The 22,976-nt window shown below is 58.9% G+C and carries 21 protein-coding genes and 2 pseudogenes; all 23 read left to right on the plus strand.

Annotation, left to right across the window (positions count from 1 at the left end):
• Positions 1–351 carry a conjugal transfer protein gene (locus ACP691_RS20985; protein WP_426154127.1) on the plus strand — a complete coding sequence of 117 codons (351 nt, stop codon included), beginning with the start codon at positions 1–3 and terminating at the stop codon, positions 349–351.
• 6 nt (positions 352–357) lie between these two features.
• On the plus strand, positions 358–1,083 hold the full coding sequence (locus ACP691_RS20990) for a DotI/IcmL/TraM family protein (protein WP_426154125.1): 726 nt from the start codon (positions 358–360) through the stop codon (positions 1,081–1,083).
• A gap of 205 nt (positions 1,084–1,288) precedes the next feature.
• Entirely contained in the window at positions 1,289–2,200 is a 912-nt protein-coding gene (locus ACP691_RS20995) for a DotH/IcmK family type IV secretion protein (RefSeq protein ID WP_426154123.1), read from the plus strand.
• Between the two features lie 5 nt (positions 2,201–2,205).
• Complete coding sequence (gene traO, locus ACP691_RS21000; protein ID WP_426154121.1) at positions 2,206–3,570, plus strand: conjugal transfer protein TraO; 1,365 nt, start codon at positions 2,206–2,208, stop codon at positions 3,568–3,570.
• The gene (gene traP, locus ACP691_RS21005) at positions 3,567–4,280 is read left to right on the plus strand and encodes a conjugal transfer protein TraP (RefSeq protein ID WP_426154119.1); all 714 of its coding nucleotides are present in this window, start codon (positions 3,567–3,569) and stop codon (positions 4,278–4,280) included. The genes traO and traP overlap by 4 nt, the downstream gene beginning before the upstream one ends.
• Before the next feature lie 8 nt (positions 4,281–4,288).
• Positions 4,289–4,828, plus strand: a complete 540-nt coding sequence (traQ, locus tag ACP691_RS21010) for a conjugal transfer protein TraQ (RefSeq protein ID WP_426154117.1) — start codon at positions 4,289–4,291, stop codon at positions 4,826–4,828.
• A gap of 74 nt (positions 4,829–4,902) precedes the next feature.
• Positions 4,903–5,292 carry a DUF6750 family protein gene (locus ACP691_RS21015; protein WP_426154115.1) on the plus strand — a complete coding sequence of 130 codons (390 nt, stop codon included), beginning with the start codon at positions 4,903–4,905 and terminating at the stop codon, positions 5,290–5,292.
• Positions 5,293–5,641: 349 nt separating this feature from the next.
• The gene (locus ACP691_RS21020) at positions 5,642–6,007 is read left to right on the plus strand and encodes a hypothetical protein (protein WP_426154113.1); all 366 of its coding nucleotides are present in this window, start codon (positions 5,642–5,644) and stop codon (positions 6,005–6,007) included.
• Positions 5,982–9,035: an ATP-binding protein gene (locus ACP691_RS21025; protein WP_426154111.1), complete on the plus strand. Its 3,054-nt coding sequence runs from the start codon at positions 5,982–5,984 to the stop codon at positions 9,033–9,035. Before ACP691_RS21020 ends, ACP691_RS21025 begins: the two co-directional genes overlap by 26 nt.
• Positions 9,036–9,045: 10 nt before the next feature.
• Positions 9,046–10,260 carry a conjugal transfer protein TraW gene (gene traW / locus ACP691_RS21030; protein ID WP_426154109.1) on the plus strand — a complete coding sequence of 405 codons (1,215 nt, stop codon included), beginning with the start codon at positions 9,046–9,048 and terminating at the stop codon, positions 10,258–10,260.
• A complete protein-coding gene (gene traX / locus ACP691_RS21035) occupies positions 10,250–10,828 on the plus strand; it encodes a conjugal transfer protein TraX (protein ID WP_426154107.1) in 579 nt (192 codons plus the stop codon). Before traW ends, traX begins: the two co-directional genes overlap by 11 nt.
• A 129-nt stretch (positions 10,829–10,957) precedes the next feature.
• Entirely contained in the window at positions 10,958–13,102 is a 2,145-nt protein-coding gene (locus ACP691_RS21040) for a DotA/TraY family protein (RefSeq protein ID WP_426154105.1), read from the plus strand.
• Complete coding sequence (excA, locus tag ACP691_RS21045; protein WP_426154103.1) at positions 13,089–13,745, plus strand: plasmid IncI1-type surface exclusion protein ExcA; 657 nt, start codon at positions 13,089–13,091, stop codon at positions 13,743–13,745. The genes ACP691_RS21040 and excA overlap by 14 nt, the downstream gene beginning before the upstream one ends.
• Before the next feature lie 146 nt (positions 13,746–13,891).
• Positions 13,892–15,055: a conjugal transfer protein gene (locus ACP691_RS21050; protein ID WP_426154101.1), complete on the plus strand. Its 1,164-nt coding sequence runs from the start codon at positions 13,892–13,894 to the stop codon at positions 15,053–15,055.
• 107 nt (positions 15,056–15,162) lie between these two features.
• Complete coding sequence (locus ACP691_RS21055; RefSeq protein WP_426199769.1) at positions 15,163–16,239, plus strand: thioredoxin fold domain-containing protein; 1,077 nt, start codon at positions 15,163–15,165, stop codon at positions 16,237–16,239.
• Complete coding sequence (trbC, locus tag ACP691_RS21060) at positions 16,226–18,544, plus strand: F-type conjugative transfer protein TrbC (protein WP_426154097.1); 2,319 nt, start codon at positions 16,226–16,228, stop codon at positions 18,542–18,544. Before ACP691_RS21055 ends, trbC begins: the two co-directional genes overlap by 14 nt.
• Positions 18,545–18,615: 71 nt before the next feature.
• On the plus strand, positions 18,616–18,777 hold the full coding sequence (locus ACP691_RS21065; RefSeq protein WP_426154095.1) for a hypothetical protein: 162 nt from the start codon (positions 18,616–18,618) through the stop codon (positions 18,775–18,777).
• A 137-nt stretch (positions 18,778–18,914) separates the two neighbouring features.
• Positions 18,915–19,062 (plus strand): annotated as a pseudogene (locus ACP691_RS21070) (GntR family transcriptional regulator); the annotation flags it as partial.
• Between the two features lie 301 nt (positions 19,063–19,363).
• Complete coding sequence (locus ACP691_RS21075; RefSeq protein WP_426154093.1) at positions 19,364–19,555, plus strand: hypothetical protein; 192 nt, start codon at positions 19,364–19,366, stop codon at positions 19,553–19,555.
• Between the two features lie 298 nt (positions 19,556–19,853).
• Positions 19,854–20,684 (plus strand): hypothetical protein, encoded by an 831-nt coding sequence (locus ACP691_RS21080; RefSeq protein WP_426154091.1) that lies wholly within the window; start codon positions 19,854–19,856, stop codon positions 20,682–20,684.
• A 699-nt stretch (positions 20,685–21,383) separates the two neighbouring features.
• Positions 21,384–21,632 carry a DUF1654 domain-containing protein gene (locus ACP691_RS21085; RefSeq protein ID WP_426154089.1) on the plus strand — a complete coding sequence of 83 codons (249 nt, stop codon included), beginning with the start codon at positions 21,384–21,386 and terminating at the stop codon, positions 21,630–21,632.
• A gap of 2 nt (positions 21,633–21,634) precedes the next feature.
• Positions 21,635–22,066, plus strand: a complete 432-nt coding sequence (locus ACP691_RS21090) for a LexA family protein (protein WP_426154087.1) — start codon at positions 21,635–21,637, stop codon at positions 22,064–22,066.
• A pseudogene (locus ACP691_RS21095) lies at positions 22,053–22,949 on the plus strand (Y-family DNA polymerase); the annotation flags it as partial. The gene ACP691_RS21090 and the pseudogene ACP691_RS21095, both read left to right, overlap by 14 nt.
• Positions 22,950–22,976: the final 27 nt, after the last annotated feature.

Below are 22,976 nucleotides of genomic sequence, written 5' to 3' on the forward strand. Positions count from 1 at the left end.
ATGAAGAAAAGCATGTGCAGTGCACTGCTGGCGGTTGTGTGCTGCCTGCCGGTTGTGGGAACCGCTGCAATTTGCCGTTCGGGCCAGGCGGCCAGTGTGGGTAGCCAAGCGGGATATGAGCAGGCCAAGCAGGCATCGGACGTGTGGGCGGAGCGTGAACGCAGCGTTTCTGACGAGCTAGAGGACTGCTTGGCCCGGATCCGCACCACAAATATCAGCCTTCCATCGTTCCCGAGCCTGCAGGGCATCATGGATCAGATAGCTGACCAAATCTGCCAGGCAGTAGTGGACAAGGTGAACAGCCACATTCCCAGCAGCTTCGACCCCTGGCAGCAGTATCAGAACTATTGAGGTGGGATGATGCAAAGCTCAAATGAGCAAATGAGTATGGTGGATGAAGGGATTGGGCAAGTGGTGGCGCCTTCGGACGCCGCTGCCCAGGCGCAATTGGAAGCATCGTTCGAACATGCGGTAGCGCTACAAAACGAACGGGCATTGGGGGCGGCCTTTGCTCATCGGTGTCTCACTGTTGTCCTTTGGATGGCGCCGGCCCTGGTGCTGTCAATCGGTGCGAATGGCTACCTGGGCTGGAAGGTGGCCCATCCAGACGTGAAGTACTTCGCGGCCGAGGATGGCAGGGTCGTCAAACTCATTCCCACGGACAAGCCAAGCCACAGCCAATCCGACGTATCAGCCTTTGGTGCTGACACCATTCGCAACAGCTTCACCCTGGACTTTGTGCACTACCGCGACCAGATGACCAGGGCCGGCACCTACTACGACGAACAGGGCTATGCAGGCTATTACAAGGCGCTCGTATCTTCGAACGTGCTGAGGGCCATCAAGGACCAACGCATGAACCTATCGGTTGATGTAGGGCCAGGCGTGATCCGCAGCAAAGGCCTGCTGGGCGACACCTACGCATGGGAATTCCAATACCCGGTCACGTTGAAGCTTGATGGTCAGCAATCAAGTAGCCCGCCCCAGCGCTTCATCGTTACTCAACGCATTCAACAAGCTGACGTGCGCTTGAAACACACCGGTTTGGAAGTCACCCAGGTGATTACCAGCAACGCTAACTAGTCCATCCCAGCGCTTCCATCGGCTCCGCTAGACAGGAATCCCCATGAAAACTTCGATTGCGCTTGCCTTATGGCTAGCGGCAGGCGGCTACGCCTGGGCGGATGAAACCGCCAGCCCGCAAACAGCACCGGCACCTTCTACAGCACCTGCACCTGCACCGGCAGCTAATCCCAATGCCCCTTCGGGTTGGTCCAAAGGTGTAGACATGAATCCTTCAACCCAGCAAGCGGGCGCATCGGGTACACAGATGCCAAGCACTGGCGCAGGCACGGCAAGATCGGCCCAAGCGACCCAAGCCGCGCCATCGGGCAATGATCCACTCCCACCGCCGTCTTCAGAATTGTTCCAGCAAGCCCAGGACAGTATTTCCCCCCTGACGGCTAGGGAGATTCGACTACTGAAGGGACAGGCTCAGGATATCGAAAAGGCCGTGGTGGCCCCCCAAGTCACCATCGTGCCGAGGATCAGCGCGCAGACGATCAACCTGGCGCCCGGTGCCAGCCTGCCCCTGGTACGCACGGCGGTGAACTACCCCAGCTCGTTGACCTTTATCGACAGCACCGGGGCACCTTGGAAAATCGGTGCGGCGCCGGTCAGCGGCAACCCTGATATCACGGCCTATTACATCCCCAATAGCCCGCTCATGACGCTGTATGCCACCAAGCCCTTTGCCAACGGCAACGTGACCGTCTACCTGGAAGGGCTCGCCGTGCCGATCGTACTCAACGTTACCAGCGGTGAGACGGACAGCCAGGCCAACACCTGGACCGTGGACAGCCGCCTGGACATGCGTGTGCCCAGGCGTGGGCCAGCGGCTCAGCCAGGTGCCGCGCCCGAGGTGCGTATCGGTTTGCATGACCGCGTGCTGCAGGGCTTTCTGGACGGCGTTCCGCCCCAGGAAGCCAAGCAACTCAAGACCACGGGCAACGTACCGGACACCACCGTGTGGCAGCTAGGCGATGACCTCTATATCCGCACGCGGGCTGAAATACGTGACGAATTTGAGGCCACCTTATCGTCGGCAGATGGCACGCACTTATGGAAATTACCTGTGACGCCTTACGTGTCGTTCTCGGTAATGGGCCAAACAGCCGCCCTTAACGTTGCCCTGGAGTAACCATCATGGCGAACGAAAACGATGCCAAGCGTGACCTGAAGATGACCGCCTTGCTGGTTGGCGGGGTGCTGGTCGTGCTGATAGGAGGCGGTTACATCCTCTGGAACTGGATGGCCACGCCGCCTCCGGCGCCTTCGAAAGTGAACCTCTATCGTGTCTCAGGCGCTGCGCAAAACGAGGCGTCCGAAAGCCAGGAATACCGCGACCTGTTGAGGCTTTCCAATGAGCAGGGCGCGCACGCGGCGAAGCAGGAGAACGGCAGCTTTATCGCCAGTATCCCGATGGAACAGAACACCGTCATGCAGCCTGAACCAGCCTTCCAGCCGGTCCAGCAGACACCGCCTACCCCTCGGCCCAGTCACACGCGACAGGCGACAGCCTCCGAGGGAAATCAAAAGAAAGACCCGCGACAGGACGCGTTAAAGGCGTTGATGGGGCGGATCAATTCTCAGACAGCCGAGGCCAAGACCAGCACGGGCCTCACGCTTGGCAAGGTCATGGGCGATGCTGGTGGCCTGGACCGCGCGGGCGGCTCGGCGGCGGGTTCGGTTGGCGGTTACGACCATTGGAGTGAAACGCTGCCCGGTGGAGCCAAGCAGCAGAGCGCCTCGGGTGGCGGTGACAGTTACTCGGCAGTCGAAATCGTGCCGCCGTACTGGCGCGGGGCTGGCGAAATCTCCATGGGCGTTGATTCTGACAACAACACCACGCCGGTGCTGGGCAAGCTGTCAGGTGCCTATGCCGGTGCGGTACTGAAAGCGCCTGAAGGCGCCAGGTTGGCGGGTGAAGGCGTAGTGATTCACTTCACTGAAATGGCGTTCAAGGGCATCAACTACAAAATCGACGCCTATGCCCTGCACGAGCAAACCCTGATGGCCAACGTCGCCACTGACGTGAACCACCGCTACATGGAGCGCATCGTGCTGCCTGCGATCCTGGCCGGCATCGGCAACATTGGCGAAATGTACTCCCAGGCCAATACCGAGGTGCTGACCAATGGCTTCTCCACGCAAACCGTGCGCCCTGGCATGCCCGATGGCGCAGCTGTCGCCGGCTCCATCGCCGGTGGGGCCGCAGAGCAAGCGGCACAGGTGCTAACACAGGATGCGGCGCGTACGCCGGCTACACAGGTCACCGTCACAGCCGGCCAGGTCGTGTCCATCCAGTTCATGCGGGGCGTGTACGCCGGTGATGCCGTCGCACCAAAACGCACGGGTGATTCCGTCCAGTCCGCTGCGCCGGCTCAGGCGCTCAGGTCTGACACTGAACAACCCCAGGCCCCCGTGCAGCCGGTTACCCCGAATCAATGGCGTGCGCAGGCGCAATCGCGCATCGAGGCGCAGCGTAAGTTGCAGGAGAGCCAACCATGAGTGAGTTCAATCCCACCGCGGAATCGAAGATAAGCGCGCCCCCAAGGCCCCCTAAGCGGACGGTAACCCCCAGTATCTGGCAGCGCCCATTGGTGCTGGGGCTGTCACTGCCTTGGCTGGTCGGCGCGGTGCTGATCCTTGGGCTGGCGGCGTGGTACTTGTTTGCCCCGCAGCAAACCTCCCAGGTGAATCGGCTGGCGTTTAAAGAGGACTTCGAGCAACAGCCACTGGCGGCACCAGGAACAAACGCGGCGCCTGTGACGCCTAGGCCTGGCGCAGCGGATATAACCCAGTTCAAGAACGAAGCCGCGTCCATGATCGGCGGGGTACGCACCTATGCCGAGGTCAACCGTAAAGCCATTGAGCGGTTGTCCGAAACGGTCAAGGCGCAGGGCGCGGCGGTGCAGACGTTGCAGCAGCAATTGGCCGAGGCTCAGGCCCAAAACAGCCTGTTCTCGGCTCGCATTTCCTTCCTGGAAGGGCGACCTGGTGCGCTGGCCACCGCGCAACCTGTCGCTCAGCCGGCCGCCAAAAAGCGCTCGCCGCTGACTGGCATGCACGTACAAGCCGTGCAAAACGGCATGGCTTGGGTGTACTGGCAGAACCAGACCTGGGCGGTTAAAGAAGGCGATCCCTTGGGACCGATAACGATCACCAGAATCGATGCCTCAGCCCGTCAGGTGCAAACCAGCGCGGGTACGCTCAAGTGAGGTAGGCCATGGGCGGTACCGACGCGATTCAAATGCTGGTCAACCTATCTCACAGCGTTTTGGGATCTTTCGTAAACCTGGCCTTCACACTGGGTAGCTTCTTCGCTGTAACAGGCGCCGTGGGCTACCTGATCGCACATGCCAGTGCGGCACGCCGAGCGCCTGGGCAGCCGGAAGGCAGCCTTAAGGTGATCGCAGTCCTGTTGATTTGCGGCGGGCTGGCAGGCCTTGACCAGATGATTGCAGCCGCTTCACGTCAGCTTGGCTGGCAAGGGGCGAGCTTTGACGCCATCAGCTATGTGGACGTGGGTGTGTTCGGCGTGGGGGCAGATGCTGCCAATGCCGTACTGAGCCTGGTACGGATGCTGGGCGTCTTTTTCGCACTGCAAGGCATGATGGCCTGGAAGCGCTCGCTCAAGGATGGCCACACCGGCCTGACAGCTAGCCAGGACGTTTCAAGCGGCACCCTCAAGTTTTCGTTAGGCGTTTTATGTGTGTGCAGCCCGTACCTACTGGCTGCCCTGCAAAACTCTCTCAGCGCGCACTAAGCGGGCAGGGAATTCAACGCGCTTAGGCGCACCTTCACTTGTTACACCTCACTGATAAAACCTAGGAGTTGGCTATGTCCAAAGACGTATTGCTGTGCGCGGCTGTTCGCCTGTCTGTATTCAAAGACGGTCTGCGTCGGCGTGTGATGAAAGGGCTGATGTTGGCGGCGGCTGCTAACCCGGTCCTGGCGTTTGCCGCTGGAGACGACCTTGCTGCAATGGGTGACTCGATAGCCGAGGGCGCGAGCGCGACACAGAAAAACTGGCTGACGGTGGCCCAGTTCCTAGGCGTGATTGCTGTCGTTGGCGGTTTTGTCGCGGCAAAAACCAAGAAAGATAACCCGCAGGTCAAGGTCTGGCACATTGCGATTTCCATCTTTGTCGGCGCGTGCCTGATCGTCGTTCCCGAACTCATCAAGCGCACCCAGGCGCAGGCCGGTCTTACCCCTGTAGATGTAGGCTAAAAACCCCTTCCTGCGATGGCCGCGGTCATCGCAGGGTTTCCCCGCAAGACCTACCCAAACCCACCCTTTATCGAATTTCTGACATGCACCAGAAGGCGAAGCTATGGACGTTGATTTATCGCAGGCCCCCTTAACGCTGGACGTTAGCGGCCACCCTGAAACACCAATCCCCGAAGCCGTCAGGGGTGAAAAATGCGCCTGCTGTGGGATTTGGACCGCCAAGCTCTGGCAGGGCGCCCGGTCAGGCTTTACCGCAGAGCATGCCGTTTGCACCCTGTGTTACCTCGCAGGACACCTGGACAGCCCCACAGCGGCACATGGCCTGCTGGCCTTTTTGCCCGGCCTGGCCATGACCGACGTGCATCACCTACAACGGCGCGCCCTCATCGCGGTGTTGGGCGGCACACGGACCCAGCGTCGTGAAGGGCAACGGGTGATGCTTTGGCTTGCCCGCCATAGCCGCGAAGTCGAGCAAGCCTGGGGCACCGCCCGCGCCGGCGAATTCGCCCTAGCGCTGCAACGGTTGTCCCCTCAAAAACGTTCAACCCTTCAAGCCCGGCTGACGGGCTGTGTCTTGATCTTGCCAGCGGACAGGTTTGAAGACCTGACGCTGTTGCTGCCCAGCGGCAAAACCGCCGCCGCCGTACTGACTTCCCGTAGCTGGGACACCTACACCCGGAGTGATTTTTATGCCGAGCCTCACCCGTTGGGTTGAAAACCTGATCACTGAAACCTCCCGGTTCGCCGTGTCCCAGGACTTGCCTGACTATTGTGACCTGAACACGGTGCTGCGCCTGACTGACGACGACCGGGTACGCCATCCGAGCTTGAAAGCCCCGTATGTGCTGGTCAACGACGATGGCGATTACTGTTCGGTGTACGCGGTCGCCGGCAGCTTTTGCGACACCGACGAAGGCGCGCCGCTTGAAGCAAACTATTCCTGGAGTGGCCGCCTGGAGCGCATGACCCACGCGCTCACCGCCAGCTACCGCCGACATGGTCACAAAATCAGCCTGGTGTTCGACGATGACCCGGATCGAGGCCGCGAGGAAGTTGAACGCCTGCTGGCTCCGCAATACGCCTCCGTGAAGCGTACCGGCATCGACCTGACGCCCATCCTCGATGAGAACGTGGAGAAGCTGTCTCCGTGGGTATCGCGTGAGCGCTGCTACCTGGTGTGCTACACCGGGCGTAAGGCAATCTCGGCCCATGAATTGGCCGATGAAAACAAGCGTCTGAAGGAGCTGGTTAGCCAAAGCCCGGTGGCCCGGTTCGGGCAAAACCCGGTGCTGGCCGAAATGGCAGGCCAGAAGATCCGCCATGACGCCTTCATGAGCGCGGTAGAAGGCGCTTTTGGGGATGACGGTCAAGGCGTGATGCTGGAACTGCTTGATGCCCACGCCGTAGGCCATGCGCTGCGCTCCCAAGTGGACCGGGCAGGCACCCATGAGACGTGGCACCCCCTGTTGCCGGATGACCCCATTACCCCCCACGGTGTGCGTCAGGGAGACGATCACACCCCGTTTCTGGCCCCGCAGCTTAAGTTTCAATTGATGAACCAAAGCATGGAGCCCGAGGGCAACAAGCTGTGTATCAATGGGATGTGGCACGGCAGCTTGTCGGTTGTGCTGGGGCCTCAGACGCCGCAGACGTTTGCCAAGCTCAAGGCGTTGGTACCCCGTGGCGTGCCGTGGCGCGTGCGCATGGACATTATGCCGGGAGGCATGAAGTCCCTTGGGGCCAAGAAGGCTACCCTGGACTTTATGGCATTTTTGCCAGGACTTCGGCCCATATGGCGCTCCATCGAAACCCTGACGCAGATCGAGCAGGAAGAACCGGTGTGCGTCATGACGATCATGGCTTCGACCTGGGGAGACTCCAAAGCCACGGTTACGCGCAACCTCACCTTGCTGACGCAAGCGTTTCAGGCCTGGGGCGTGTGCGAAGTGACGCAGACCTTTGGCAACCCCGTCCGCGCCTGGGCTTCAACGCTGGTCGCGTCCAGCAAGGGCAGCGGGCCAAACCTGCTGTACCCGCCGCTTTCCCAGGCGTTCAACCTGTTGCCGCTGACCCGGCCAGCCTCGGCCTGGGCCGAAGACGGCAACGCGCTGTTTCCCACGCTGGACGGCAAGCTCTATCCCGTAGGGTTGGCCACGAGCAAGCAGAACAAGTTGACCAGTATCGTGACGGGCTCGCCGGGCCTGGGTAAGTCGGTGCTGCTGAACAAACTGGGCAACATCATGGTATCCAGCGCGCAGCAACGATTGCCCTTTATGGCAGGCGTGGACAAGGGGTTCTCCATGCAGGGGCAGGTAGCTTTGCTGCGCGACAGCCTACCGCCTGAGCGTCGAGACGAAGTGCTGGGCATCGTGCTACAGAACAGTGTCGAGCATTGCCGCAACCTGTTCGATATCCAGCTGGGGGCCAAATACCCCATTGCGCCGGAGCTTAACTGGATTATCAGCATGCTCACGGCGCTGTGCATCAACCCTTCAACGGGTGAGCCGCCCAATGAACGCGATACCCGGCAGATCCTGAAGCGCGCCGTCAACATTGCCTACAGGGTCAACGCTGAAGGCAGCCCCAGGGCCTGGACACGCGGTGTTGTCCCCAAGGTTGATGCCGCCCTGGATAGAAGCGGGGTGATCAATCGCCACCCTGAGCCGTGGTGGGAAACGGCGACCTGGTATGAAGTACGCGACATGCTGTTTGAGGCAGGGTGCGTCCAGGAGGCACAGCTGGCCCAATTCGAGGCCATGCCTGAACTCAACGACATGACCAAGGTGTTGAATGGCGATGAAATCCAGGCAGCCTTTGGTCGTGTACGGCGCGATGGCAGCGATGAATTGCTGCTGGAGTACCTGAACCGCTGCATGACCAGTGCCTGTGGCGACTACCTGATGTTTGCCGGGCGTACGCGGTTTTTGATCAGCCCTAACACACGGGTGATCGCCATCGACCTCAACAACGTCATGGGCGACAACACCAACGCCGGCCATTTGCAGACCGGGCTTATGTACCTGTTCGCAGGCCAGGTTGGGGGTGGCGACTTTGTACTGCCGCAATACAAGGACGAGTTGCTGAACACGGTGGCGGAGCAGTATCGCCCCATGCACCTGGAGCGCCTGGAGCAGCTGGACCAGGAGGTCAAAAGCAAGATTTATGACGAGCTGCACAACGCCCGCAACGTGCCCTTTATCTTCCCCATGCTGGAAACCCAGGACCGTGAGCAGCGCAAGTTCGGCGTGCGCACCGTATTGAGTTCGCAGTACGTGAGCGACTTCCCCGCCGCCATTCTGAATTCGGCTAACTCCCTGTTCATGATGGAAGTCGATCCCAGGGACGAAAAAAACCTGATCGAGTCCTTCAAGGTGCCCAAGGTGACCTTGAAGCGGTTCCAGCGGTTAGGTTCAGGCCCAGCCCAGGATGGCAGCGGTGTGCCCTTTGTCGGTGTTTTCAGAATCAAGGGCGGTAGCACCCTGGCGCGCATATTGAAAAACGCCATGGGGCCGCTGGAGTTGTGGGCCTTGAACTCATCACCCGGTGACAGTGCGCTGCGCCGCTTGCTGTACGACGCGGTAGGCGGCGCTACGGCCCGTTCCATTCTGGCCGAAGCCTTCCCCCAGGGGTCGGCAGCAAAGGTCATAGAACTGCGCCGTAAACAGGCAGGGGACGCGGACGACAGCAACGTCATTCAGACCTTGGCCAACGAGTTGATTGCTCGGCGCGGCTACAACATTTGAGGAACAGCCTGTGAAACGACGTTATGCCTTAACGGTGCTGGCCGTGAGTCTATTGCAGGCTCACCAAGCCTTTGCCTCTGTTGTACCCGTGGCGGTTACAGCCAGTGCGCCTATCACCCTGCAAGTGACGCCGGCCCTGGCTGGAATCCAAGCCACCTTGGCCGAAATCCTCACCACCGATATGCAGATCGGCACGGCCATTGTGCAGGCCAGTGACAAGCAGGTGGCTGTTATCTCCGAGGCCGCGCGGGCCCAGCGCGAAACCGATATTTTCGGGCGTCAGACAGATCGACTGGAACGCGCTCGAGCGCAATACACGGTCGCGGACAGCATCTGCAGCGAGTCGGCATCGGGCGTGGCTGCCACCGTTGGAAAGGTCAGCCGGGCACAGGCAGCGGTGCTGGCGGGTGGCTCAGGCGTCAAAAGTACGGTGGTTCAGAGGACTATCGCGTCAGAGCCGGTGGGGTCGCGCCAGGCCGGCTACCGCAGTGCGGCGATGCATGCAGGCTACTGCACCGCGAGCGAGTCTGCCCAATATGGCGGCACCGACCTGTGCCCGCAGGTATCAGCGTTGCCAGGCGGCGACACCGAAATGCGCTCACTCACTGACGGCGCCGGCGCCGTGGGCAAAACGCCTGACCTGACCTTTAACCAGGACCAGGTGGATGCTGGCATGGCGTACATGAAGAATTCGGCCCGGCACGACGCCGGCAGGGCACCCGGCAAGGGCGATATCCAGTCGGCCAGCGGACGTGAGTACCAGGGCCTGATGACTCAGTACAAGGCGATTCAAAGCGCGGCGACACAGCCCCAGTTGGACATGATCGCGGCCAGCCAGCCCAACCCGGCCACCCAGGAAGCCTTGAAGGAAGCGCTACAGAGTTCATCTGCGGCTGAATACTTCGCCTCGACAGGCAGCCAGCAGGCGCAAAGCACCGGCGTGATGAGTGAGCGTGAATTCGAAGCGTTCGAGGTGGGCCGGCGCTATGCCAATACGGCCTATGAAACCGACCTGCAAGCCATGACCGGGGAGAACCTGACGCGGGAGTTGATCCGCGTGCAAAGCCTGGGCAACTGGTTGCAGCTGGGCCTTAAAAACGACCAACGCCAGGCCAACATCATCGCTGGCCAGCAACTGGCCCTGGCAGCCTACGCCAAATACGTGCCCGAGCTTCAAGAGCTTGGGGCGAAAATGAGTTCGGGAGTAACGGCCAATGACAACTGATCGAGCGCAAGATGAACCAGGTACTTCAGAGGCCGGTAAAACGGCCCGCACGCCATTAAGGCATGCAGGCAGTATCGGCCTATCCATTCTCAACCCATTTTCGGACCTGGCAGTGCTTTACCGCCGAGGGGTTAAGCCCAGTGCAGGCCGGCTTCAGCAGGCGTGGGCTCTACTCCACCAGGAGAAAACGCCGGCTGAGTCGTTGGACTGGAGCCGTGCCGTAGCGCTGTCCGGCAAGACGCCGGAGCAGCTGCACACCAACTTCAGGCGTATCCAGGTCGGCTGGTGGTTCCTGATGATGAGCGCGGGCGGCCTGTCAATTATGCTGCTTGCCATGGTCTTGATTGCCCAAGGGCTTCCCGGCAGCACCCTATTGCGTGCGGTGATGGCAACCGTGCTACTGGCGGGCTTGAGCGGGGTAGGGTTCGTCAAAGCCTTGATTGCTACCTACCGCCTATGGCAGCTGCAAACCCGGCGCGTCAGCGAGAGCGAAGGGGGCACGTTCAGGGACTTCCTGGCTCAGAACGAGTGGGTACGACAAGTCCTGACTCTTAGGGCGAGGACGTGATTCACAACCATAGATAAGGGGGATTACAACCTTCTTGCTTTGGGTCGGCTTGCGTTTTGGCGTGCGGCTTTTCTTCTGTTTCATCAGTACGGCCCCTCACTGGTCCGGAATATCACACGGTAAAACTCTATGAAACTTACCAATAGACTCTGGTGGGTGGGACTGTTGCTGTTCGTCTCCCTGCCGGCACTGGCCGACAGTGTGGACTATCAGACTATCAGCGCTGCGGCCCAAAAAACCAACGACCTTTCACGTCAGGCGCTGGTGATGATCTTCGGACAGGTCGTCGTCGATCCCTTCGCATCTTCAGAACCCACGTTGATTGGGTCGCTGTTCGCGATCATCAATGGTTTTTTGGGCGTGCTGGCCATGTTCTGGTTCCTGACCATCACGGTGAAAACCATCGTAAAGGCTGGGCATCAGGGACAGGTGTTCAACGGCGGTCGTTCAGCCTTGTACCCGATCATGACCTTTGCAGGCTTTATCACGATCGTGCCCACTCAGTCAGGCTGGTCATTGGCCCAGCTCACGATGTTGTGGGCCACCTCGGTGATGGGAATCGGCAGCGCAAACCTGCTGACCGACAAAGCCGTGGACATGATGGGCGACGGCTATTCGATGGTGACGCAGCCCACGGCCCCAGTCACGCGCAGCGCTGCTCGGGGTATCTTCGAAATGAACCTGTGCAAGTACGTGATCAACAGCGAGTTGACCGCGCTTTATGAGTACGGCGAAGCCAACACGCCGTTGATGACGACCAAGGGCGGGGATGGCCAATACGAAACAGGTAATGGAAGCGCCGTCTGCGGAGCCGTTAAAACGCCCAACACGGGCCGTACAGGCACTTGGAATCTTTTATTCGACAGCGACGTGGATACCCAAGGCATTGTCGTAGCGCAGCAGAAAGCGCTTGATACCATGCAAAGCACGCTGGACCAGGCGGCACAGGCATTTGTCAGCACCTACCTGAGCAAGCGCGACCAGGACACAGGCAGCTTCCAGAACATCGAAACGCAGATTCAGAATGCAGCGGCAGCGTATGAAAATACGGTGAACCTTGCCATTAACAAGATCGACTTCAAGGACTCACTACAAAGCCAGCTATCAACCCAGATCAAAAGCAGCGGTTGGGTCGCCTTGGGCAGCTGGTACCACACCTTCGCGACGGCCAACAGCAAAACCAACGACGTGGCCAGCGTAACACCGGTGGTGACCGGTATGAGCAATATGGGCGAGCCTGGCGTTGGTGAACTCTATAATGAGGTTTTTGCAGCCTACAAAGCGCAGGTGCAGAACAGCAACTACACGCCCCCACTGGGGACACAGATTGCCAAAGATGATGGAGCGGCTGCTACGGCGGTAGACCCAAACTCTGTGTTCGTTAGTTTTTTCAACAAACCCATGCAGATGGTTACCAGTTTGCTTGCAACATCGAGGATCGGAACAGAAGCCGACTCTTCTAACCAAATAAACCCACTCATAAAAATGCAGCAGGTAGGCGATGTCACATTGGATGCCACCGCCACGCTAACGACCGTCTATGCAGTGGCCGTAGGTGCAGCCTCAGCATCCAGCAATTCAATATTAGGAAAGCTTGGAGGGATCTTTGCCATTAATGGCGGTGCTGTGGCAAAAGATGTACTGAATTCCCTTGCGCCTATCTTCTTTTTCTTGATGTTTGCGCTGATGGCCATCGGGTTTTCATTAGCCGTTTTCCTGCCAGCGGTACCCTTCTTGTTCTGGATGATAGGCGTATTCAATTGGCTGGTTAGCGTATTGGTAGGGTGCGCCGCGGGCCCTATGTGGGCTGCAACGCACTTAGGCGCAGAAGAAGACAAGGGCAGTCGTAGTGCCTATGGATATATCTTCCTGATTGACATGATGCTTCGACCACCGCTGATGGTATTAGGATTCTTCTTTGCATCTGTGACAGTCGTGGCTGGTGGGACAATTCTGAACATTCTGTTCGCTTCAGCGCTTGCCAATGCCAATGCTGATTCAATCGTAGGGATTTTCAAGATGATTGGCTGGCTGATGATATATGCCCGGATTGCGACCTTTGGCGTTACGCGTTTATTTGGTCTTCAGGCGTCTCTGGCTGATTATGTGATTTCGTTCCTGGGCGGCCGTGAAGGTGCTAACCTTATGGGCGGTATGGTAGACAATATGAAAGGCATGTTTGGTGCAGCTGGGACCGGGGCGCAGCGCGCTCCAGGAATCAAAATGCAGACTAACAAGCCGAGTGATGGAGGTAGTGGTGATGGCATTCGGTAAGCCAATTCAGCGTCTGAAAACGGCGGGAGAGGCATGGTTTGGGATCGTGCGTACCCTATACATGTTGTTTGCTTTCCCTTTTTTAGTCTTCATCGGGGTAGTAATGCTGGCTTCGGTGACGCACAGAACCGATTTTAGGGCACCAGGTGACTCCTTGGGCACTGCCATTATTTGGGCCGCAATACTCCTATCGGTAGGGGTGTTCTTCTACGGCAGACGCAGCCGCATACGGACCCTAAAAAGTGTCACAGCTGCCATGCGCGATCCGGCTTATTTTTCCCCTGATGAAGGGTATGAAATCTACCAGCAAGGGGCCGGCAAGTACCTCGGTATTGATACCAGGAACGGTACTGTTTTATATGTACATAGGATTCGGAAGGGACAGGTAGACGTGGTTGCCTTGACCATGAATGACTGGACAAAATGCGAAGTCGAGGGCACAAATGTCTTCCGTCTCTACACGAAATTTGTAGAACTACCGCGCCTTGAAATCTTCAGCCCCTGGGCCGAGCGCTGGTATGACACCATCGGCGTGATGCGGCAAAAGCAGTACACCAATACCCAGGCATTCAAGCAGCATGTGCACCAACGCCTTGAAGCACTGGAACGTGACCTGAACGTGCAGATCCCACGCCTGGCATGACGTTGTAGATCCTGCCCCGCTTCATCCCGACGCGCTTTTCTTTCTTTCCCCTACACCACACCGCCCCATCCGGGCGGTGTGCCTATTTGTGGGTAACCAAAATGCAAAATCGACCACCCCAAGGGGGAATGGAAGGCGAACAAGGCATGATGCTGTTGGTGCTGGGTGGCACTTTCATCTTGTGCTGGTTGTTCTTCGATTCTTTCGTGTACTGGAGTACCTGGCTGCTCTACTGGCTTTGGAAAATGGCGGACTTCCCGCTGATCCATCAGTGGGCCGGGAGCAAGATCAACCTGCTGGCCGACGTGGCCAACCACGCCAAACAGGTTGGCTGGCAGGAATGGCTAGACGTGATGAATGCAACCAGCGGCATTCTGCTGGTGTTCCTCCTACCGCTGGTGATCCTCAGCGGTCTAGCCCTCGCCGGGCACCCGATACTGCCGTTTCGTAGCAAACGCCTGGTGAACATTCGCAGCTTGCCAGCCCTGGTAAGCAAGTTCGCACCCTCGGTTATCCCGGTCGTAGCCGCGTCGGGGCCGGATGGTTTGATGAATGACACGTCGGCCAGCAACGCATGGGCACTCAAGCCTGAGACATTCGCCATGAACCACAACCTGGTGAAGCACAAGGTGCTGGATAGGGACGCGGCACGCCGGGTGTTTGAAGCGCAAATTGGGCGGCCTCATAACGGTTTCCTGGACTGGTCCCCCTACGAGCAAGCCTTGTTGGGGGTGTTCGGCCTACAGGTCTTTTTGGATGACCGCAAAGCCGCCACCCAGCTGCTCGATGACTTGAACAGGTCTTGCCTGGTAACGGGCTTGCGCAAGCGCAGAAACGAATCCATGGCCCCGCTCTACCGGCTGGCCGATCAGGCGTTCGAGCGTGTGACGCAGGCACCGGGCGTCGATGAGTGGCTGCAAAGCCACGGCTCAGTGCGCAGCGCGTTGGTGGGCTTGTACGGGCGCGATCTTCGGTTGCCCCCAGCGCGGTTCAGATGGCTCAAAGGCGTTGATCGTACCTTGTGGTATGCCCTGCACAGCGCAGACACCGCCAAGGTGTTTGTAGAGGGTGCAGGCGTACAGGCCCAGGCGCGGGCAGAAGTTTATGCCCACAAACTAGGGTTGCCGCGTCCGGGGTTGATGGTGACCCAGGCAATCGAAGGCCTTCAGACCGAATTGGAGAGCGTGGGCCTGGTCTTCGCCCGCGAAGTCGAAGTGGCCACGCCTCGTAAGGTTTCGGATATCCCGGTAATGACCGCGGTGTATGCCCCCCAAGTCGCCCAAGACGACGATACGCCGGCACCGGCATAACCACGCCTGCTTTGCAGCGTAACGCCTTTACAACGCTTTCAACCGTGCGGCTTCGCCACCAGCAGTGTTCACGCTGCCCATTCCTAATTTTGTTCAGAGGGATTCCCATGACCTCCGCGTATTCGCTTGCCCCTTTTTCAGCGTTCATCAAAGGCCATCACCTGGTGGTTAGCCGAGTCCTGGAGCAGCGCCACTACACGTATTGCAGCCTCGATCATCGTCAGCACCTGTCCTTCTACCTGGTCGATGGCCAAGTGGCCTGCCAGAGCGCTACCGCCCCGGCGTTCATGCTCCACACTGCCAATGCAGTAGAGGCGAATGACCTTCTTAACCAATTGACCGCAGCGCAGATGCGTCATAGCCAGCGCAAGACCTGGTTGAAAGCAGGCTGCCTGGGCGTGGCCGCGCTGACGCTGGCCGTGTATTGGGCAATCCAGGGCACGCTATTGCCTGACCTGGATCAAGGCGTGCCAATGCCCGCCAATGTTGAAAGTGCCACTCCAAAAGCGGCCATAGCGGCCCCCACGCCTACCCCAGTTCTTGCCCCTGCAGAACAACCGTCTGAACCAGCACAGCAGCCTACGACCCTGCCGGCCACGGACGGTTGGGCATTGCCAGAGAACGTCCGTGAAACGCTCCCAGCCAAGCTGCACAAAGCCGCTGAGCGAAATCTGTTTACCGTCAACTACTCCACGGGCCGTGCCCGCACGCTGTACGTGTTTGCAGATCCGCATTGCCCCAACTGCACACGGCTGGACCCTGCACTGAATGCCTTGTCTGACGCCTTCAACGTGGTGGTCTTCCCGGTTTCAGTGATCGGCAAGGAAAAATCGGTGGCCGATATCACCCCGGTGCTATGCCTGCCCCCGGATCAGCGGAAGGCCGCCTGGAACGCGCTGTTCGACCCGACCCGCGACGGGTTGAACCTGGGCCGAGAGGCCCAAGCAGGGCAGACAGAAGCGGCGTCGAAGGGCGTGGGTGCCAACTGCGACATGGCGCAGAAAGCCTTGGGTGTAAACGAGGTGGCCTACCAGGCGTACCGCATTCCAGGTACCCCGTGGGTGATCGCAGACGATGGCCGTTACGTTCCTCAAGCCTTGCTGAAGGACTCGGCCCAGCTCCAAACCTTCCTGGACAAGAAAAAGCCCGTCGATGGGCCGGGGGTACCAGATGCGGCCAAATGACTTTGCTGTTGATCGCGCACGCCTTAATCGCCGGGTGCATCACTCGGCGCTAGGGGATTGGTTCACTGGACCTGGCACCCTTGCCCTGGGCCTGGCCGGGTCCGTGATAGGGGGCTTTGTCTACCCCGTCAGCTTGTGGGTTACCTTGCCGGTGCTGTCGGTGTGGGCGCCCAGTATGCTGTTTGCGTCCTGGCAGATGCCCATGCGCATGCCAACAGACATGGCGCTTCCTGACCCCTCGACCAAACGCCAGGTGCCCGGCAAGCTGCTGGGCTTCCTGCCAATCACGGTCATGCGCACGGCCATGAGCAAGGCAGCCGGCATTCTGTACATGGGGTATTTGCGCGGCCGCGATGCAGGCCGCGAGCTATGGCTGTCCATGGACGATATGACGCGCCATATCCTGATGTTCGGTACCACCGGCGCCGGTAAAACCGAGGCCTTGTTGGGGTATGTGCTGGGCCAGCTCAGCTATGGAAAGGGGCTGATCTATTCAGACGGCAAGGCGCAAAACGACGTGGCCGCCGCGATTGTGTCCCTGGCCAGGCGCTATGGTCGTGAGGATGACGTTCGCGTCATGAACTTCATCACCGGAGGCCGTTCCAGGGCACAGGAACTGATTGATGACGTTAAAAACAGGGGGCAGACCAACACGATAAATGCGTTTGGCATCGCGCAGGAAACCTACATCATCAACCTGATGGACTCGATGTTGCCGCCCGCTGGCAATGATTCCTCCTGGCAAGATAAAGCCAAGGCCATGATCCAGGCCCTGGTGTTTTCCCTGGTGTACAAGTGCCGCCGCGAAGGCACGGTCATGTCCCAGCGCACGATCCAGGCGCATTTACCGTTGCGCCGTATTGCCAAGCTTTACATCCAGTCGGTTGAAGAACAGTGGCACGAGGAGGCCCGTTTACCGTTGGAAAACTACCTTGGGACGCTCGCAGGCTTTGACCTTGCCAAGGTGGATAATCCGTCGGAATGGGCGCCTGAAGCGATCAACCAACATGGTTACCTGATAAACCAGTTCACGCGCATGCTGGCCTTGTTCAACGACACCTATGGCCATGTGTTCGCCCGCGATGCCGGTGACATTGACCTTAAGGACGCCATACACAACGACCGCATTTTGGTGGTCCTGATTCCAGCGCTGGAAATCTCGTCGTCCGAGGCTTCGACGCTGGGCCGCTTGTACGTGTCGCAGGCCGCCATGACGTTGAGCCAGGACCTGGGCGAGAAGCTTGAGGGCAAGCCGGAAGATACGCTGGTCATTCGTAAGTACAAGGACCGTTTCCCGTTCCTATGGATTTGCGACGAGGTAGGGGCCTACTACACCGAAAAGCTGGGCGAGTTAGCCACGCAGGTGCGGTCCTTGGGCATTTGCTTGCTGTTGGCCAGCCAGGAGGCCCAACGGCTCAAATCGGCGGCAGGTGACAAGGTGTGGACGCTGATTGCGAACATGGGTACCCGTATCACCGGCAAAATAATGGACCCCAAGGACACCCTTGAAATCTTGCAGCTGATGGCCGGTACCGAGTACCTGCCGGAGATGAACAACATGGTCCGCCAGGCGGGCATGCTGGGGGGCAGTTGGGAGGACTCCGATACCTTGAGCTTGAAAGAGCAAAAGAAAGTCAGCGTCGAGGAAGTGCAGCAATTGCAGGAAGGCGAAAACATCACTCTGTTCAAGGGTGAAGTGATTCGCGGCAGCTCGTTGTATATCGATGACGTGGACAAACTGTCCAGGGAAGCGATCCAGATCAATCGCTTTGTCGAGGTGGCCCCCCCAGCGCTTGATACGTTGCTGGCCAGCGCGCCGGCGAAGATCCGACGCAGCTACCCGCGTGCAGATCGGGTTCAGCAGATCCTCTACCACTTGGCGATGAAACCTGGCCGCGCTGACCTGGAGAACCTGGTGCTGATCGATCCAGCACTAGCGGCCTTGAACGGACTGAACGAGGAATGGGCGCTTATCTGGCGGCGCCGGCCTGGTGCAGCGGTGCGCAGCACGTTGTTATGGCACACGGCGTTGCAGCGGATGCCCAAACGTGGCCACGGCTACACCGCGCAGTCGTCCACGGCGCAAGCACTGGCCGTCAGCACCCAGCGCTTGAATGACTACAAAGCGCAGCATGCCGATTTTGCCATTGAGCCGAAGGCGCAGGCCAGAACTAAGGCGCCCACCCCCCAGGCAGCACCCGTCATGCTAGGTGCCGGTGATCAACAATCGCCCCGTTTCGATGACGCGTTTTTGCACGGTAGTGACTTGAGCCAGCCGCCGCGCTTCGAGGACGAGTTTCGGTAGCTCGTGCGGCTGCTAGATGGCTATACAAACCGATGCAGCCTGTATCACCCTGAAGTTTCGAAGGAAGACCCATGACCTACGATGAGGCAATGGACGAAGACACCGTTATTAATCGGCAAGCTGCTGAGCGCGAATGTCGCTTGCACGCGTGCAGCGTAGAGGAAATGGTTGCCGCACTGGGCGACCATCCCGAGTATCAATCACAAGATGTTTTGCGCTGGCTCGGTTACTGAACCCGTCCACACGTAAACCCGTTTCGGAGCTTCCCATGGACACGACCCAGCGCCGCCTAAAAGTATCCTCAGACATGCTCAGAGGCCTGGCATCCCATCCTTCCCCCGGTCCTTCCCCAGAGAACCAACACAAAATCATTGTGGCCACACTGCGTACGGCCATCATTGATGGCCGCTTACCGCCTGGATACCGCATTACCCAACAGGTGATTGCAGAGGCATTCGACGTGAGCCGGATGCCTGTTCGAGAAGCGCTCAGGGCCTTGGAAATCCAAGGCTACCTGGTTGCTGATAGGTACACGTCTCACGTAGTGGTTTCGAGAGATGAGGCCTGGGAAGCCGACAATCTCTCAAGCTTCTTAAAAGCTATAGAGCACCAACATGCATCCTTGAGGTGCGCAGAAGCGCAACGGGACTTCAGAAGTCGAATCCTGTACTTTATGGGATCCATAGCGGCGGGTGGTTAGCAGAATGGTTTAAAAGGCCTTCATAGGCGCCACTGCTAGGGCTTGCCTATTTGTTCGTTGACAGAGGCTACGCAGATAGCTAGTCTCTGCGTATTACCGTGACACTTTTGGATTTGAGCATGTCTGAAGCCTTCAAAGCCTTCACCTACCGATGCGATGAAGACCTGAAAATCCGTTTTGATATCGCTCTGAAACAGATGCGTGGCAAGACGGCTTCTGAAGAAATTCGCATGGCAATAGAGCGCTTTGTAGTGGCGGTCGAATCTGGGCAAAAGCCACAACTGGAGATCGCAGTAGCGCGTAAATCCTAATAGCAGAAACCAAAAAGCCCCGCTTGCAGGCGGGGCTTTTTGGAAAATCATGAACAGGCCGTTTTGATAGGCGGAAAACCTGTTCACCAACGAACGTGAGTCGATTATGGCAATCACTGCGGCTTTGTGCAAGCCACAAAAATGTGATAGCTAGCGACTCACCGCTGAACGGCGGACATATGGAAAAGATTTCCACTCAGGCTATGCCATCCCTTGGCTTAAGCCGGTACAACAAGAAACACCCGACCCTGACGCGCTTCACCCCAGCCTATGGCCCCAGTGCCCCAGGCGGTGAAGCATGAGCCACCTCAAGGCCGTCAAGCTCGCCCCCTCTGATCCCCACTCCGCTTTGCGCAGATCGGCACGGCAACTCCCTGCCCGCCGTGCAATCCCGCGCCATCTCTCTGAACAGCAGCTCAAAAACCCCCTGATCCGCAGCGCCTACGAGCGCCTAAGCCACATGGACAGCTATCGTGGCCGCTACCTGCGCCGTTTGGATAGCGTCCACGGCGACCGCCGTACCCGCCGTGAGAAATTCCTGGCCATCGAGCGCGTAGCCGAACAGCTCCTGGTGCGCCTGGACCTGGCCACCAGCGTGCTGGGTTACATCGACCCCGCCAATGGCCGCTATGTGCTTAACACGCAGTGCGGCATTGCCGAGGACGCGGGTATCTCCGCGCCGGCGCTGTGCCGCCTGCTGAAAACCCTCGACGATGCCGGCTATGTGTATCGCCGGATCGAGCGCATTCGCCTGGACGAAAAGGACGACAACGGTTTGCACCTGGTGCGTACCCGTGTCCTGGTGCGCTTCACCAAACTGTTCTGGAAAGACTTGGGCCTGGCCTACGTCTACGAGCGCGTGCAGAAATCGGCCAAGAAGCGCCGCGATGCCCAGTTGCGTGACATCGAGCAACGCCGCTTGGGCGAGATGGAAAAGCACTCGCTGGAGCTGATGCGCCGTGACAAATCACGTGCACGCTGGGAGGCCAAGGAGGCCCGAGAAGCCAGAGAAGCCCGTGGTCACGCCGCACCGTCTGTGACGCCGAGGCAGGGGGCTTCAAAGCCATCTACTGATCCGCTGAACAGGCTGGAGCAGCTGTTAGCGTCGGTGGCCAACAGGAGCAAGTAACACCCCTTCTATGCCTTAAAACCGTATCCGCTCACGCGGAGGCTTCGTCACGCCTGCGATTTGAGGTCTTTTCCGGCTCCGATCGACACCCCGCCGTTGGGCTTGGAGCCAGGCAAAAACCGGCGAAATCTCACCCCAAAAACCGTTCCCAAGTCACCCCAAAGGGCTGTTTCTGTGGGTAGCTTTGAATAAATGGAATTTTATACCCCCTTCAGTAACCCCGTCCCGGAAAAACAGTGCTTTACGAGGTGAGAACCCCACCTCATAGAGCGTTAATGCCCACGCATTTCGTGCCGACGGCACGGCGTGGAGCGGTGAACTGAAGACCTCACCAGAACCAGTCTAAGCGGCCCAGGGCGGTACCCGCCCTGCCCTGGCCTAACGGCCACCCTTCGGGCGCTAAGACCCGGATACATCGGCCCCAGGCGGCTTTGCCACCTGCCGCCTCAACCGGGCGCGTGTGCGCGCTGGCTCTCATATTCAATAGCGCCTGAACGCCCGAACGGTGCCTTCAGTGAAGGCATGCGTTTTGAGGTTTCGGCCTGGCAGGAATGAAAAGGTGACGTGGCAGTCGCTGAGGGCATAACGGTGCATTTAACGCACCTTTGGGGGTACTTATGCGGATTCGGGGTACGAAAAATCTTGCCGGCTGCGATTTGGGTGTAATACTGTAAATGCATACAGTTCGAGTTACCTTCCATGGCCAAGAAACCCTCAACCCCACCACCACCGAAGCCTTATGACCTTTTAGCGATCCGATTGCAGCGCGCAATCAACAACCCAATCGCTCAGAAGAACAAGGCGGCCTTGCTGGAACGGTTTGAGGGTGATTGTGGGGATGCCTGGCAGCAGATCATGGAGGAGCTGGGCGACACGGATAACGTGACGCTGGCCTATCGCGACGATGGCCACGTCCAGATTTTTTGGACCGTTCTGCAGGACGATTGACCATGAGTATTGTTGTCCTGGGGCCGCTGGAGCCTTCCGTCTATCCCTTGCCGTTTTTCGCCTACCGGGTGCCTGCGGGCTTTCCGTCGCCGGCAGCGGATCACTTGGAAAAACACATCTCTCTGGACGAGCTGTTCGACCTTCGCGCACCGCATATCTACCTGGTGAAGATCGATGGCGACAGCATGATGGGCGCCGGCCTGTTCTCTGGGGACCTGGTGATTGTGGATCGAGGTCGCGAGGCCCGGCATGGCGATATCGTGATTGCCGCGCTTAACGGCGAGCCGGTGTGCAAGCGGCTGCACTGCAAAGGCACCGAGGTCATTCTTCAGTCCGAAAACCCCGCCTACCCCCAGCGGTTCATCCTGGAAAGCGATGAGATGGCCATTTGGGGTGTGGTGCGCTACAGCGTGCGCGATCATGCCTACGCATGAGCCCATCTTTGCCCTGGTGGACTGCAACAGCTTCTATGCGTCGTGTGAACGGGTGTTTCGGCCAGACCTGGCCAAGACCCCCATTGTCGTTCTCTCGAACAACGACGGCTGTGTAATCGCCCGTAGCTACGACGCCAAGCCTTTCGTGAAAATGGGCGCGCCGTACTTCCAGATCAAAGACACATTACGCCGGCACGGCATCGTCGCCTTCAGCAGTAATTACGCGCTTTACGGCCAAATCTCAGAGCGCGTCATGACGATTATCGAAAGCATGGTCGCGGACTCCGAGGTGTACAGCATCGACGAGATTTTCTGTGACCTTACCGGCCAGCCGGGCGACCTGACGGCTCTGGGCCGGTTGATCCGGGAGAAGGTGTTGCGCTGCACCGGCATTCCGGTCGGTATCGGCATCGCCCGAACCAAGACGCTGGCCAAGTTGGCCAACCATACCGCCAAGCGTTTGCAGCAGCAAACCGGAGGCGTGGTGGACATTTGCGACCCGTTCAAGCGTGACTGGGTGCTGCGCAATACTGCCGTGGCCGAGGTGTGGGGGGTAGGCCGGCGCCTGAATGGTCACTTGCAGGCGATGGGCATCCAGTCAGCCATGGACCTGGCCAAAGCCGATCCCGTGACGCTGCGCGCCAAGTTCAGCGTTGTCCTGGAGCGCACGGCCCGCGAGCTGGCCGGCGTGCCGTGCCTGGAGCTGGAAGACCCTGACCCACCGAAACAGGAGATTTGCTGTAGCCGCATGTTCGGCAAGCGGCTGACCGAGCTGGCCCCGATCAAGGAGGCTGTGGCCACGTACACGGCGCGGGCCGCCGAGAAGCTGCGCGCCCAGGGTTCGATGTGCAAGAAAATGCGCATCAGCGTGCGTACGGGCATGTTGGGGAGCCCGCAGAATTCGGAAAAA

This window comes from Pseudomonas sp. DC3200b2, from assembly GCF_049895785.1.
Lineage (GTDB): Bacteria > Pseudomonadota > Gammaproteobacteria > Pseudomonadales > Pseudomonadaceae > Aquipseudomonas > Aquipseudomonas massiliensis.

Coding starts and splice junctions, on each gene's coding strand:
- ACP691_RS21025 (WP_426154111.1), top strand. CDS start 5,982: ATGCCGAGCCTCACCCGTTGGGTTGAAAACCTGATCACTGAAACCTCC.
- ACP691_RS21080 (WP_426154091.1), top strand. CDS start 19,854: ATGAGCCACCTCAAGGCCGTCAAGCTCGCCCCCTCTGATCCCCACTCC.
- ACP691_RS21055 (WP_426199769.1), top strand. CDS start 15,163: ATGACCTCCGCGTATTCGCTTGCCCCTTTTTCAGCGTTCATCAAAGGC.
- ACP691_RS21085 (WP_426154089.1), top strand. CDS start 21,384: ATGGCCAAGAAACCCTCAACCCCACCACCACCGAAGCCTTATGACCTT.
- ACP691_RS21065 (WP_426154095.1), top strand. CDS start 18,616: ATGACCTACGATGAGGCAATGGACGAAGACACCGTTATTAATCGGCAA.
- ACP691_RS21020 (WP_426154113.1), top strand. CDS start 5,642: ATGACCGACGTGCATCACCTACAACGGCGCGCCCTCATCGCGGTGTTG.
- traQ (WP_426154117.1), top strand. CDS start 4,289: ATGGGCGGTACCGACGCGATTCAAATGCTGGTCAACCTATCTCACAGC.
- ACP691_RS20990 (WP_426154125.1), top strand. CDS start 358: ATGATGCAAAGCTCAAATGAGCAAATGAGTATGGTGGATGAAGGGATT.
- ACP691_RS20995 (WP_426154123.1), top strand. CDS start 1,289: ATGAATCCTTCAACCCAGCAAGCGGGCGCATCGGGTACACAGATGCCA.
- ACP691_RS21090 (WP_426154087.1), top strand. CDS start 21,635: ATGAGTATTGTTGTCCTGGGGCCGCTGGAGCCTTCCGTCTATCCCTTG.
- traO (WP_426154121.1), top strand. CDS start 2,206: ATGGCGAACGAAAACGATGCCAAGCGTGACCTGAAGATGACCGCCTTG.
- ACP691_RS21040 (WP_426154105.1), top strand. CDS start 10,958: ATGAAACTTACCAATAGACTCTGGTGGGTGGGACTGTTGCTGTTCGTC.
- ACP691_RS21015 (WP_426154115.1), top strand. CDS start 4,903: ATGTCCAAAGACGTATTGCTGTGCGCGGCTGTTCGCCTGTCTGTATTC.
- trbC (WP_426154097.1), top strand. CDS start 16,226: ATGCGGCCAAATGACTTTGCTGTTGATCGCGCACGCCTTAATCGCCGG.
- excA (WP_426154103.1), top strand. CDS start 13,089: ATGGCATTCGGTAAGCCAATTCAGCGTCTGAAAACGGCGGGAGAGGCA.
- ACP691_RS21050 (WP_426154101.1), top strand. CDS start 13,892: ATGATGCTGTTGGTGCTGGGTGGCACTTTCATCTTGTGCTGGTTGTTC.
- ACP691_RS20985 (WP_426154127.1), top strand. CDS start 1: ATGAAGAAAAGCATGTGCAGTGCACTGCTGGCGGTTGTGTGCTGCCTG.
- traX (WP_426154107.1), top strand. CDS start 10,250: ATGACAACTGATCGAGCGCAAGATGAACCAGGTACTTCAGAGGCCGGT.
- traP (WP_426154119.1), top strand. CDS start 3,567: ATGAGTGAGTTCAATCCCACCGCGGAATCGAAGATAAGCGCGCCCCCA.
- ACP691_RS21075 (WP_426154093.1), top strand. CDS start 19,364: ATGTCTGAAGCCTTCAAAGCCTTCACCTACCGATGCGATGAAGACCTG.